This window comes from Marmoricola sp. RAF53 (assembly GCF_052114005.1).
Lineage (GTDB): Bacteria > Actinomycetota > Actinomycetes > Propionibacteriales > Nocardioidaceae > Marmoricola.
Genome location: NZ_JBFRDX010000003.1, coordinates 128,749 through 141,263, shown reverse-complemented (window position 1 = coordinate 141,263; position 12,515 = coordinate 128,749). Strand labels below are relative to the sequence as shown.

The 12,515-nt window shown below is 72.9% G+C and carries 13 protein-coding genes; 9 read left to right on the top strand and 4 right to left on the bottom strand.

Annotated features, from left to right (window positions below; all coding sequences use genetic code 11):
- Nucleotides 1-93 precede the first annotated feature (93 nt).
- Nucleotides 94-579: a CarD family transcriptional regulator gene (locus AB4Y76_RS03715; RefSeq protein ID WP_441922248.1), complete on the top strand. Its 486-nt coding sequence runs from the start codon at nt 94-96 to the stop codon at nt 577-579.
- A 66-nt stretch (nt 580-645) separates the two neighbouring features.
- Nucleotides 646-1,200 carry a 2-C-methyl-D-erythritol 4-phosphate cytidylyltransferase gene (locus AB4Y76_RS03710; RefSeq protein ID WP_441922428.1) on the top strand — a complete coding sequence of 185 codons (555 nt, stop codon included), beginning with the start codon at nt 646-648 and terminating at the stop codon, nt 1,198-1,200.
- On the opposite strand, the gene AB4Y76_RS03705 is transcribed toward AB4Y76_RS03710, so the two are convergent.
- The 3 genes from AB4Y76_RS03705 to ispF form a co-directional block, all read right to left on the bottom strand.
- Complete coding sequence (locus AB4Y76_RS03705; protein ID WP_441922246.1) at nt 1,181-1,876, bottom strand: IspD/TarI family cytidylyltransferase; 696 nt, start codon at nt 1,874-1,876, stop codon at nt 1,181-1,183. The two genes, AB4Y76_RS03710 and AB4Y76_RS03705, sit on opposite strands and share 20 nt — an antisense overlap.
- A complete protein-coding gene (locus AB4Y76_RS03700) occupies nt 1,873-2,742 on the bottom strand; it encodes an alpha/beta fold hydrolase (protein WP_441922244.1) in 870 nt (289 codons plus the stop codon). The genes AB4Y76_RS03705 and AB4Y76_RS03700 overlap by 4 nt, the downstream gene beginning before the upstream one ends.
- Nucleotides 2,743-2,856: 114 nt before the next feature.
- Nucleotides 2,857-3,330 carry a 2-C-methyl-D-erythritol 2,4-cyclodiphosphate synthase gene (gene ispF, locus AB4Y76_RS03695; protein WP_441922242.1) on the bottom strand — a complete coding sequence of 158 codons (474 nt, stop codon included), beginning with the start codon at nt 3,328-3,330 and terminating at the stop codon, nt 2,857-2,859.
- A 69-nt stretch (nt 3,331-3,399) separates the two neighbouring features.
- On the opposite strand from ispF, the gene AB4Y76_RS03690 reads away from it, so the two are divergent.
- The 3 genes from AB4Y76_RS03690 to AB4Y76_RS03680 are packed head-to-tail and all read left to right on the top strand — an operon-like array spanning nt 3,400 to nt 6,735.
- A complete protein-coding gene (locus AB4Y76_RS03690) occupies nt 3,400-4,926 on the top strand; it encodes a molybdopterin-dependent oxidoreductase (RefSeq protein ID WP_441922240.1) in 1,527 nt (508 codons plus the stop codon).
- 20 nt (nt 4,927-4,946) lie between these two features.
- On the top strand, nt 4,947-5,720 hold the full coding sequence (locus AB4Y76_RS03685; protein WP_441922238.1) for an SDR family NAD(P)-dependent oxidoreductase: 774 nt from the start codon (nt 4,947-4,949) through the stop codon (nt 5,718-5,720).
- Nucleotides 5,704-6,735, top strand: coding sequence for a lysylphosphatidylglycerol synthase domain-containing protein (locus AB4Y76_RS03680; protein WP_441922236.1), 1,032 nt, complete (start codon nt 5,704-5,706; stop codon nt 6,733-6,735). The genes AB4Y76_RS03685 and AB4Y76_RS03680 overlap by 17 nt, the downstream gene beginning before the upstream one ends.
- Before the next feature lie 2 nt (nt 6,736-6,737).
- Here the strand turns inward: AB4Y76_RS03680 and AB4Y76_RS03675 are convergent, their stop codons facing one another.
- Nucleotides 6,738-8,063 carry a peptidase C39 family protein gene (locus AB4Y76_RS03675; RefSeq protein WP_441922234.1) on the bottom strand — a complete coding sequence of 442 codons (1,326 nt, stop codon included), beginning with the start codon at nt 8,061-8,063 and terminating at the stop codon, nt 6,738-6,740.
- A 73-nt stretch (nt 8,064-8,136) separates the two neighbouring features.
- Here AB4Y76_RS03675 and cysS point away from each other — a divergent pair, with 73 nt between their 5' ends.
- From cysS to AB4Y76_RS03655, 4 genes are read left to right on the top strand one after another with little or no spacing between them, the layout of a single operon-like run.
- Nucleotides 8,137-9,540, top strand: a complete 1,404-nt coding sequence (cysS, locus tag AB4Y76_RS03670; RefSeq protein WP_441922232.1) for a cysteine--tRNA ligase — start codon at nt 8,137-8,139, stop codon at nt 9,538-9,540.
- Nucleotides 9,540-10,502, top strand: coding sequence for a 23S rRNA (guanosine(2251)-2'-O)-methyltransferase RlmB (rlmB, locus tag AB4Y76_RS03665; protein ID WP_441922231.1), 963 nt, complete (start codon nt 9,540-9,542; stop codon nt 10,500-10,502). Before cysS ends, rlmB begins: the two co-directional genes overlap by 1 nt.
- Before the next feature lie 7 nt (nt 10,503-10,509).
- On the top strand, nt 10,510-11,997 hold the full coding sequence (locus AB4Y76_RS03660; protein ID WP_441922230.1) for a metallophosphoesterase: 1,488 nt from the start codon (nt 10,510-10,512) through the stop codon (nt 11,995-11,997).
- Nucleotides 11,998-12,034: 37 nt separating this feature from the next.
- A complete protein-coding gene (locus AB4Y76_RS03655; protein WP_441922228.1) occupies nt 12,035-12,508 on the top strand; it encodes an RrF2 family transcriptional regulator in 474 nt (157 codons plus the stop codon).
- Nucleotides 12,509-12,515: the final 7 nt, after the last annotated feature.

The window sequence follows — 12,515 nt, the reverse complement described above, 5'->3', positions numbered from 1 at the left end:
CAAGCCTTCATTAGCCGTCTGACCTGCGCAAACGCGAAATCGACGCGCCCGGGAGCGTGTTAGACTAGTCACCTTGAAAGGGGTTTCTTGCACATGACTTTCACCGTGGGCGAAACGGTTGTTTATCCAAATCACGGGGCTGCCGTCATCGAGGACATCGAGATGCGCACCATCAAGGGCGAGGAGAAGCAGTACCTCGTTCTCAGGATCGTGGCTCAGCAGGACCTCGTGGTCCGCGTGCCCGCCTGCAACCTCGACCTGGTCGGGGTGCGGGACGTGGTCGATCGCGAGGGTCTGGACCGGGTCTTCGAGGTGCTGCGGGCGATCGTGCCCGACGAGCCGACGAACTGGTCCCGTCGCTACAAGGCCAACCTGGAGAAGCTCCACTCCGGTGACGTGATGAAGGTGGCCGAGGTCGTCCGCGACCTGTGGCGCCGTGAGCGTGACCGCGGCCTCTCCGCCGGTGAGAAGCGGATGCTGGCCAAGGCGCGCCAGATCCTCGTCTCCGAGCTGGCGCTGGCCGAGCACACCAACGAGGACAAGGCTGAGGCCATCCTCGACGAAGTACTGGCCAGCTGACCTCCTCAGCCGCATCAACGCCCCCGGTCCTTGCGACCGGGGGCGTTCTGCTTTGCTGAGGACGTGATGGAGGACGAGGACGGCCCGCTCGGCTGGGTGCCGCTGGACGGGCGCGGGTCGCTCCCGTTCGCGCTCGTGCACGGGGAGTCGCTGGTGGCCGCCGCCTCCTGGGCGGTCGGCGAGTCCGGCGCCCGCCTGTACGACGCCACGGTCACGTTCGACGAGGTCCGCCGGTCCGGGCAGGACCTGCTGCTGCACGACCCGCTCTGCCCGCTGACGCCCGCCGACTTCCTGGCCGACGCGGCCGCCCGCTGCCGGGAGACGGGCAGGGTGGTCGTCGGCTACCGGCCGGTGACCGACACCGTGAAGGTGCGCGAGGGCGACCACCTCGGCGCAGGAGTGGACCGGGACACGCTCCGGCTGGTGGTCTCGCCGGTGGTCCTGCCGGCCGACGTGGTGGCCGGTCTGGACGACCTCGGCAGCACCGACTTCGCCGACCTGGTCGGGCGCCTGGCTGCCGACCACGAGCTCGAGTGGCTGGAGGCGCCGGCGCTCGCCGGCCGGATCACCCGCGTGGAGGAGCTGGTCGTCCTGGAGGCGCTCAGCCGCGCGTCCGCCTGAGGATCTCCTCCGCCAGGGGGAGATCCTCCGGGTAGGTCACCTTGAGGTTGACCACGCTGCCCTCGACCGCGACGACGTCGAGGGAGGAGTACCGCTCCAGGCAGGCCGCCGTGTCGGTCCCGGTGAACCCGTCCGCGCGGGCGGCGTCGTACGCGGCGAGCAGCGGTGCGGCCCGGAAGGCCTGCGGCGTCTGCACCGCGACCAGGTCGCCCGGCTGGCGGGCACCGCTGCTGGTGCTGAGCGGCGGGACCGCGACCGCCGGCACCGCGCCCCCGGTCCGCTCGGCGGCCGTGAGCACGGCGGTGAAGAGGTCCGCGGGGGCGAGCGGGCGGGCTCCGTCGTGGATGGCGACGACGTCGACCTCTCCCGCCTCGATGTCGGCGCGCAGCGCCTGCAGCGCGCGGTCCTCGGAATCGTGGCGCTCGGCGCCGCCGTCGACCAGCCAGACGTCGTGGGTGCCCAGGTGCGGGGTCAGCGCGTCCGTCACCTCGGCGCGGTCCTCGGGCCGGACCACCACGACGATGCGGTGCACCCCGTCGACCTCGAGGGCGGTGCGCACCGAGTGCACCAGCAGCGGTTCGCCGTCGAGTGCGAGCAGCACCTTGTTGGTGCCCGCGCCGACCCGGCGCCCGGCACCCGCGCCGAGGACGACGACCGCCGCGCGCAGGCCGGTCACAGGTGCGGGCGGACGAGCCGGATCAGGGTGCCGGAGACCAGCTCGTCGCGCTCCAGCGGGAGCATGTGCCCGGCGTCCGGGGCGACGTTCAGGACAGCGCCCTCGATGTTCTCGGCGATCCGGCGGGCGTGGTGCGGCGGGGTGAGCACGTCGCGGGTGCCGACCAGGACGTGGGTCGGGATGCCGTCGTACACCTTGAGGGCCTCGGTCCGCTCGTGGGTCATGCAGTTCTCGTAGAACCCGACCATCGTGGCGGCGGGCGAGCCGATGATCCCCTCGACCGTCAGGGCCGCGTCGGCGAGCCGCATCGGCCTGCCGAAGAGGAACCGCCGGACGATCTGGCGCTCGATGACCGGCGCGCGGCGACGGGCCTTGCGGCTCAGCGTGCGCGAGCGGAACGCCAGCACCCGCGGGATCTGCGCCTTCATGAACGTGCCCATCTCGGGCACGCCGAGGGTGACCGTGTCGAGGCGTCCGGAGGAGGTCGCGACGAAGGCGGCGCCGACGACGCGGGAGAAGAGCTCGGGCCGCTGCTCGGCCAGGCCCATCATCGTCATGCCGCCGATCGAGTGCCCGGCCAGGACGAGCTTTCCCTGCGGCGCGTAGGTGTCGATCACGTCGCCCATGTCGCGGGCCAGGTTCGGGATCGTGCAGTCCGCCTTGGTCGCCGGGTCGGAGTCGCCGTGGCCGCGGTGGTCCCAGGTGACGATCCGGATCCGGTGGCCGAACTCCCGCTGCAGGTCGCGGACCTGGTAGTGCCAGTCGGACTGGTTGAGCGTCCAGCAGTGCGCCAGCAGCACGGTGAGCGCGGCGTCCTCGGGCCCGTAGGTCCGGACGTCGAGCCGCAGGCCGTCGAAGGTCCTCATGGGATCCGAGTGTGCACGGTCGGGGCGCTCCGCGGCGCGAATGTGAAGTATCTGACACACCGTGTCTCAGGTACTTCGGGGGTCATGCCCGGGTCATTTCCGGGTCATTTCCGGTCATTTCCGGGTCACCAGGGCGTTCGCCACCGCGGCGAGGCCCTCGCCGCGGCCGGTCAGGCCGAGCCCGTCGGTCGTGGTCGCGGAGAACGAGACGTCGATCCCGTGGACCGACCGGATCCGCTCCTCCGCCTCGGCCCGGCGCGCTCCGACGCGCGGCCGGTTCCCGATCAGCTGCACCGCCACGTTGCCGACCTCCCAGCCCGCGGCCCGGACCCGGCGGAGCGTCTCGGCGAGGAGGTCGTCGCTGGCGGCGCCGGCCCACTGCGGCTCGGCGCTGCCGAAGTTCGAGCCGAGGTCGCCGAGCCCGGAAGCGGAGAGCAGCGCGTCGCAGATCGCGTGCAGCACGACGTCGCCGTCGGAGTGCCCCTCCGGGCCGACCTCCTCCCCGGGCCAGTCCAGCCCGGCGATCCGCATCGCCCGGCCGGGGGCGAGCCGGTGAACGTCGGTGCCGATGCCGATCCGCAGGTCCATGGGCACGATCATGGCAGCCGTAAGGGGTTCGTCACCGGGTGAGCCGGTCCGATGCGTCACGATGGACCCGTGAACCGGACGACACGCGACCTGGCGATCGCGGGCGTCGTCACCGGCCTCGCGGGGCTCGTCACCAGCCAGGCGACGATCTGGGCGCTCCAGGTCGACAACCCGCCGGTGGTCGCCGTGGCCAGCGCGGTGCGCGACCTGACGCCGGGCCGGCTCGCGATCCAGCTGATCCACCTCGTCGGCCACCGGGACAAGCCGCTGCTCATCGCCGGCACCGTCACCCTGCTGCTCGCGCTGTTCGCGCTGCTCGGCACCCAGGTACGCCGCCGGCCGCTCCTGGTCGACCTGGCCTACCTGCTCCTCGGAGGGGTCGGGCTGCTCGCGGTCAACCGGCTGGACGACTCGACCCTCGGCTCCGGCCTCGCCGTGGTCGTCGGCGTGATCACCTGGCTGGTGGTCAACCGCTTCCTCACCGGCCCGGTGCTCGCCGCCGGGATCGCCGAGGAGAAGGCCGACGACACCGCCGCGCAGGCCTCGCGCCGTGCCTTCCTGCTCCGCTCCGCCGGGGTGGCGGGGGTCGCCTTCGCGGCCGCCGTCCTCGGCCGGATCAGCAGCCAGAGCCGCCGCAACGTCGAGCAGGCGCGCAAGCTGCTCCGCCTCCCGGTCACCGCCGGGCATGCGCCGATCGGCGCCGAGCTGCTCTCCGGGATCAGCCCGTGGCGGACGCCGAACGAGGACTTCTACCTCATCCACACCGCCCTGGTGGAGCCGTCGATCTCCCCCCGGGACTGGGAGCTGCGGGTCCACGGCATGGTCGACAACGAGCTCACCCTCACCTACGCCGACCTGGTCGGCCGCCGGCTCACCGAGGACTGGGTGACGCTCTGCTGCGTCTCCAACGAGGTCGGCGGCGACCTGATCGGCAACGCCTGGTGGTCCGGCGTCCTGCTCCGCGACGTGCTCGCCGAGGCCGGCGTCCAGGCGGGGGCCGACGCGGTGCTCCAGACCTCGCACGACGGCTGGAACTGCGGCACCCCGCTGGCCGCGCTCACCGACGGCCGCAACGCGATGCTGGCGCTGGCGATGAACGGGAAGCCGCTGCCGATCGAGCACGGCTTCCCGGTCCGGACGGTCGTTCCCGGCCTCTACGGCTACGTCTCGGCGACCAAGTGGGTCGTCGACCTGGAGGTCACCCGCTTCGACCGGATCGACGCCTACTGGACCAAGCGGGGCTGGTCCGAGAAGGGGCCGGTCAAGACCCAGTCGCGGATCGACGTCCCGCGCGCCGGGAGCACGATCGGCACCGGGACCCGGAAGGTCGGCGGCAGCGCCTGGGCGCAGCACACCGGCATCGAGAAGGTCGAGTTCCAGCTCGACGGCGGGCCCTGGCAGGAGGCCCAGCTGGGCGCCGTACCGAACGTCGACACCTGGGTGCAGTGGACCGGCGAGGTCGACCTCGCCGAGGGCGGTCACACCCTGGTCGTCCGCGCCACCGACAAGAGCGGTGAGACCCAGACCTCGGTGCCCACCGACGTGGTGCCCGACGGCGCCACCGGCTGGCACACGGTGGAGTTCGACGCCGGCTGAACACGCCCTAGTCTTCGACCATGGACAGCGACTTCAGCGGACACCGCGGCGCCGCCCTCGTGGTCGGCGGCAGCGGCGGGATCGGCCGCGCGATCGTCCGGCTGCTCGGCGAGCGCGGCAGTGCGGTCGTGGCGACGTACCGGTCCTCGGCGGCGAAGGCCGAGCTGGCGGTCTCCGAGGCGACCGCGTGCGGCGTCCGCGGCGAGGCGGTCGCCCTCGACACCGGCGACTCCGCGGCCTGCACCGCGCTCGTCGAACAGGTCGTCACCCGGTACGGCGGCCTGCACACCCTCGTCTACGCGGCCGGTCCGCACGTCCCGATGCGGCACCTCAGCAAGGTCGGCCCCGACGAGCTCGGTACCCAGCTGGAAGCGGACGCCTCGGCGTTCTTCCGGATCGCGCACGCCAGCCTGCCGGCGCTGCGCGAGACCGACGGCTCGATCGTCGCGGTGACCACCGCGGCCACCACCCGGTACCCCGTCCGCGACGGCCTCTCCTCGGCGCCGAAGGCGGCCGTCGAGGCGATCGCGCGTGCGCTCGCGGCCGAGGAGGGCCGGTTCGGCGTCCGGGTGAACTGCGTCGGTCCCGGCATGCTCACCGACGGGATGGCCGACCGGCTGATCTCCTCCGGCGAGCTGGACGAGCGTGCACTCGAGGTCACCCGCGGCAACATCCCGCTGCGGCGCTTCGGCCAGGCGGTCGACGTCGCCGAGGCGGTCTGCTTCCTGGCCTCGGACCGGGCCGGGTTCATCAGCGGCCAGAAGCTGGACGTCGACGGTGGCTACGGCGTCTGAGCCGTCCTCGCGGCGGACCTGGATCCGCCGGATCGTGGTCGCGGTCGTGCTGGCGTTCGTCGGCTACGCGATCATCGGCCTGGTCGAGAAGGTCGACTGGGCCGGCGCCTGGGAGGCGATCGGGCACGTCGAGCCGTGGCAGCTCGGCGTGCTGCTCCTCATGCTCGTCGCGCGCCAGGCCCTGAACGCATCGCCGCTGGCGCTGTTCATCCCCGGGCTGTCGGTCTTCCGCGCGACGGTCTGCGACCAGGCCGCCACGCTGGTGTCCCTGGTCGCGCCGCCGCCGAGCGACATGGTGCTGCGGCTCAAGCTCCTCGCCACCTGGGGGATCGGGGCGGCGCTCGGCCTGGCCGGCTCGACGATGAACGTCCTCGTCTTCTACATCAACCGGCTCTTCGTCCCGGTGGTCGGTCTGGCGATCCTGATCGTCGCCGACGGCCAGCTCGGGGGCACGCCGATCGCCGTCGTGGCGCTGGCGGTCGGGCTGTCCCTGCTGGTGATGCTCCGGCTCGCCGTACGCGACCCGGTCGCCGCCGAGCGGATCGGGCTGCGCGCCGGACGGCTCGCGCACCGGCTCCGCTCCTCGGTGGACCCGGAGGCCTGGGTCGCGAAGATCCTCGAGTTCCGCTCGCACATCACGGGACGCTTCAAGCACGCGTTCCCGCGCTCGCTCGGACTGCTGTTCGTGATGACGCTGATCGACGCCGCGATCCTGCTCGTCGCGCTGCGCTGCGTCGGCGTCCCGGCCTCGGCGCTGCCGGCCTGGCTGGTGATCGGGTCGTTCCTGCTCTGGTTCCCGATGACGATCATGCCGCTGGCCGGGCTCGGCCTCCTCGACGCCGTCCTGGTCGCGATCTTCACCGAGCACGCGGGGCAGGGCTACGAGGCCGAGATCCTGGCCGCCCTGTTCGTCTACCGGATCGTCACCCTCGCCGGGCCGGCCCTTCTCGGGCTGGTGGCCCTCGGTCTCTGGCGCGGAACGATGTCCTCGGCCGACCCCGCCCAGGACGGCTAGGACTACCAGGAACGCAGGCCGGCCCGTGCCGGCAGCGGGTGGGCGGCGTCGCGGACGACGTACGCCATGCCGGCGGAGCCGCCGATCCAGGCGCGCTCGAACTGCGCCCGGTCGTAGCTGCGGCGGACGCCCGCGTCGGTGCTGGCCGCCGGGTCGTTGACGACCGGACGGCCGCTGCTGGTGAAGCCGACCAGGACGAGCAGGTGCCCGGCGGTGGAGGAGATCGGGGCGCCGGTCAGCTGGCCGCGGGAGAAGCGCACGGACACGGCGATCGGGATCCCGGCGCGGACGAGCCGTTCGGCGGCGCGCAGGTCGGGCAGCCGGGTCACGAACGCGTCGCCGACGCGGGTGGCCGCGAGCGCGGTGTTGAACGGCCAGTTGCCGGTGCCCCGGTAGCCGACGTCGTAGGTCTGCCGGGCGACGTGGTTCACCCACGCCTGCCGGTACGGCGCCCAGGCGTACTCGGCGGGGGTCGGCAGCCGGTGGTAGTAGCCGAGCAGCATCGCCACCGAGGTCGGCGAGCACCAGGCCTCGCCGCCGCCGCCGTACCGCGGGTCCTGGCCGCGGTGCGTCATCTGCGAGTACGACGGCACCGCCAGCGTGACCGGCGTGGTGGAGAGCGGCGAGGAGGTGGCCGGGGTGCCGACCGGCATCCGGGAGACGACCGCACCGATCGCACGCAGCGTCGGGCCGGTGCGCCCGGGCAGCCGCATCAGCCGCACCATGAACCGGTACGACGTCAGCGTCACCCCCGGCCGGGCCCGCAGCGTGTCCGTCGCGACGTCGGCCACGGCGTCGGCCTGCGTCTCGGCGCTGGACCGGCGGACGACGCCGTCGCGGGTCGACCAGCGGCCGAGGTCCTTGAACGAGCTGACCCGGCCGGTGCTGTCGCGCACCTGGACGAGCACCTGGACCCAGGCTCCCGCCGGGGTGAGGACGTTCCAGGACGGGACGAGCTGGGCGAAGGTCTGGCCGGGGGCGACCCAGGCCGAGCGCCAAGCGCCGTACTCGAAGGAGCGGCCGCCCCAGGTGCGCCGCGGCAGGGTGCCGGTGCGGGTGACGACGCTGCCGCCGCCGGCCCGGCTGCCGGCGACGACCCCGCCGCCGAAGTCCGCGTCGGTGGTGAGCACGCGGTAGGTGTGCACCCCGGGGGCGCCGGCCACCAACCGGAGGCCGTCGCGTCGTCCGGGATCGTCGAGGCCGTGGGTGAGGATGCCGAGCGGTACCACCACGAGCACCAGCGCGACCAGCGACACCGCGACGCGCGGCTGGGCCAGGAGCGCGGCGATCCGGGGCCGGAGATCGAGGTGGAGGTCGGGGAGGCGCACACCGGAACGGTAACCCCACTCGTCCCACGAGTACGCAATTTTCACACCCCCTCCGCGCCGATAGACTCCTCCGGTGACTCTCAGGCTCCATGACACCGCCAGCGGCGAGGTCCGTGACTTCGTCCCCCTCGTCGAGGGCAGGGCCGGCGTCTACGTGTGCGGTCTGACCGTGCAGTCCGAGCCGCACGTTGGCCACGTCCGCTCGGCCGTGAACTTCGACGTGCTGCGCCGCTGGCTGGTCGCCCGCGGCTACGAGGTGACGTTCATCCGCAACATCACCGACATCGACGACAAGATCCTGCTGAAGTCCGCCGCCCAGGGCCGCCCCTGGTACAACCTGGCCTACGACATGAAACGCGAGCTCGACCGGGCCTACGACGCGCTGCACGTGCTGCCGCCGACGTTCGAGCCGCTGGCCACCGGCCACGTCCCCGAGATGGTCGAGCTGATCGAGCTCCTCGTCGAGCGCGGGCACGCCTACCCCGCCGCGGACGGTTCCGGCGACGTCTACTTCGACGTCCGCTCGTGGCCCGCCTACGGCGAGCTGACCCACCAGGCGATCGACGACATGGAGGCCGCGCAGGACGCCGACCCGCGCGGCAAGCGCGACCCGCGCGACTTCGCCCTCTGGAAGGGCTGGAAGGCCGACTCCGAGCCCCGGACCGCGTCCTGGCCCTCGCCGTGGGGCCGCGGCCGGCCCGGCTGGCACATCGAGTGCTCGGCGATGGCCGGCAAGTACCTCGGCGAGGCCTTCGACATCCACGGCGGCGGCGTCGACCTCCGCTTCCCGCACCACGAGAACGAGCAGGCCCAGTCCCGCGCGGCCGGCGGCGCGTTCGCGTCGTACTGGCTGCACAACGCCTGGATCACCACGTCGGGCGAGAAGATGAGCAAGTCGCTCGGCAACACGCTCTCGGTGCCGTCGGTGCTGCAGCGGGTCCGCGGCATCGAGCTGCGCTACTACATGGTCGCCGCGCACTACCGCTCGCACGTCGAGTTCTCCTTCGAGGCGCTCGACGAGGCGGCGTCCGCGTTCCGCCGGGTGGAGAGCTTCCTGGAGCGGGTCGCCGAGCACGAGGTCGCCCAGGACCTCCCGGACGCGTTCACCGCGGCCCTGGACGACGACCTCGGGACGCCGGCCGCCGTGGCAGTCGTCTTCGACACCGTCCGCGAGGGCAACCGGCTGCTCGGCGAGGGCGCCAGTGCCGAGGCCGGCCGGGCCGGCGGCGCGGTCCGCGCCATGCTCGGCGTGCTCGGCCTGGACCCGGCGGACCCGCACTGGGCCGCGCAGGGCGGGACCGCGAGCGAGGGCCTGACCAACGCCGTCGACGTGCTCGTCCGGGCGCTGCTGGACCAGCGGGAGGCAGCCCGGGCGGCGAAGGACTTCGCTGCCGCGGACGCCATCCGCGACCGGATCAAGACCGCAGGGATCACGATCGAGGACACCCCGTCGGGTGCGAAGTGGAGCATCGGCTGATGGCAGGCAATTCGCAGCGCAAGGGTGCGATCAAGAAGACCGGCAAGGGCAACCCCACCGCCGGCTCCGGAGGCCGGGTACGCCGCGGCCTGGAGGGCAAGGGCCCGACCCCGAAGGCGTCCGAGCGCGAGTACCACAAGCAGTACAAGGTCAAGAAGCGCGCGGAGAAGGCGACCACCGCGCGGCCGCGGAAGAAGGTCGCCCGCGGCGGCGACTCCGAGTGGATCGCCGGTCGCAACTCCGTCGTCGAGGCGCTGCGCGCGCACATGCCGATCACCGCGGTGTACGTCGCCGAGGGGGCAGAGCGCGACGGCCGGCTCCGCGAGGCGTTCGGTCTCGCCTCGGAGCAGGGCGTCTCGCTGATGGAGGTCCCGCGCGTCGAGCTCGACCGGATGACCGCGGGCGCCGTCCACCAGGGACTGGCCGCCCGGGTGCCGGCGTACGAGTACGCGCACCCCGACGACTTCCTCAACCGCGCCGCGGAGCTCGGCGAGCCCGCGCTGATCGTGGCTCTCGACTCGGTCACCGACCCGCGCAACCTCGGTGCAGTGGTGCGTTCGGCGGCCGGCTTCGGCGCCCACGGCGTCGTCGTCCCGGAACGGCGCTCGGCGGGCATGACCGCCTCGGCGTGGAAGACCTCCGCCGGTGCCGCCGCGCGGCTGCCCGTCGCGCAGGCGGTCAACCTGACCCGCCAGCTCAAGGCGTACCAGGAGGCCGGCTGCATGGTGGTCGGCCTGGCCGCCGACGGCGAGGTGTCGCTGCCCGACCTCGACCTGGCCGACGGGCCGCTGGTCGTCGTGGTCGGCTCCGAGGGCGAGGGCCTGTCGCGGCTGGTCGCGGAGACCTGCGACCAGCTCGTCTCGATCCCGATGAGCTCGTCGCTGGAGTCGCTCAACGCCGGGGTCGCCGCCTCGGTCGCCCTGTACGCCATCGCCCGGAAGCGCGCCGGGCAGAGCGCCTAAGGACCTGATGCGCCGCCTCGGTCTGGTCGCGGTCTGGCTGCTTCTCGCCGTCCCGCTGTGGATCGTGCTCTTCCTGCACTCGCAGACGTCGATGGTGATCGCCAGCCACGACGCCGTCGTGCGCCCGACGCTCGACCGCTACGTGCGGCTCTCCACCGGCCCCTACCTGCCCGACCTGCGGATGCCGTCCGGGAGCCGGCTCGGCGTCCGCGTCGACGTCGGCAAGACACGCGCCGCCGACACCGACGAGCTCATCCAGCGGTACGCGCTGATCGCGAACCGCCCTGACGCCGAGGTCCGCGCGGTCACCGACGAGCTCAAGGGGATGGCGATCGACGCAGGTCTGCGGGCGGCCGTGCTGGCCGCGATCCCGATCGGGCTCTGGCTGCTGCTCGGCGAGCGCCGCCGTGCCGAGCTGCTCCGGCCGTCCCTGCGGACCGGGGCCGTCGTCGCGACGGCGGGCGGACTCGCGGTCCTGGCCGTGGTGCAGCCGTGGCGGCCGGACCCGCCGCGGGTGCAGACGACGAGCTGGATCGCGCTCCCGGCCGCGGTGCCGGAGCTGACGGTGCCCAGCGAGCTCCGCGACGTCGAGGTGCAGGGCGGCCTGATCACCGACGGCACCCGCAAGCTGATCGCGAGCGCGTTCGACAGCTACGACCACAGCAAGACGTTCTACGAGTCCCTGGTCGCCAAGGCCCCGTCGGTCGCCGAGAAGCTGCACGCGCCCGAGGACGGCCAGTCCGTGGCGGTGCTGGTCAGCGACCGGCACGACAACGTCGGCATGGACCCGGTGGTGCGGGCGGTGGCCGACCTGGGCGGGGCGACCGCGGTGATCGATGCCGGCGACGACACCTCGACCGGCGAGACCTGGGAGACCTTCAGCCTCGACTCGCTGAACGACACCTTCAGCGGGTACGACGCGCACATCGCCGTCTCCGGCAACCACGACCACGGCAAGTTCGTCAGCGGCTACCTCTCCCGGCACGGCTGGACCCACCTCGACCACGAGGTCGCGACGCCGTTCGCCGGCGCCCGGTTCTTCGGTGTCGACGACCCGCGCTCGAGCGGGCTGGGCGCCTACCGGGACATCCGCGGCGCGTCCTTCGACGACGTCCGCGACCAGCTGACCGGCGAGGTCTGCGACCTCGACCAGCAGGGCCACCGGGTCGCGACGCTCGTCGTCCACGACGCCAACCTGGCCAGGGACGCGGTGGCGAAGGGCTGCGTGGACCTGGTCGTCGCCGGGCACCTGCACGTCCAGGTCGGGCCGGACCGGGTGATCGGCAGCAACCAGAAGGTCGGCTACAGCTACACGAACGGGACCACCGGCGGGGCGGCGTACGCGCTCGCGATCGGGAGCAAGCTGCGGCGCGATGCCGAGTTCACCCTGGTCACGTACGCCGCCGGGCGGCCGGCCGGGATCCAGCCGGTCCGGGTCACGACCCGGGGCGAGATCGTGGTCGAGCCGTACATCGCGCTCGATCTCGGCGAGTGAAAGCCATCCAACCCGACTGATCTGAGAGACTTGGTCCATGCGCGTCACCGCCAAGTCCGACTACGCCCTCCGGGCGCTCATCGAGATCGCCCGGCGTACGGACGGAGCGCCGGTCTCGGCCGAGGAGCTCGGCCGCCTCCAGGACATCCCGCACGGCTTCCTGCAGGCGATCCTCGCCGACCTCCGCCGCTCCGGCGTCGTCATCGCCCAGCGCGGCCAGTCGGGCGGCTGGCGGCTCAACCGGGACGCCTCCGACGTGTCGGTGGCCGACGTGATCCGGGCCGTCGACGGCCCGCTGGTCTCCGTCTACGGGATGCGTCCCGAGTCCGTCGAGTACAACGAGTCCGCGGCGGTCCTCCAGCACGTCTGGATCGCCGGGCGCAGCTCGCTGCGCGACGTCTTCGAGAACGTCTCGGTCCGTCAGCTCGCCGACGGCAAGCTGCCCAAGACGGTCACCTCGCGCACGGCGGACGAGGACGCCTGGCAGTCCGGCGACAGCCGGCACGCCTGATCCGCAC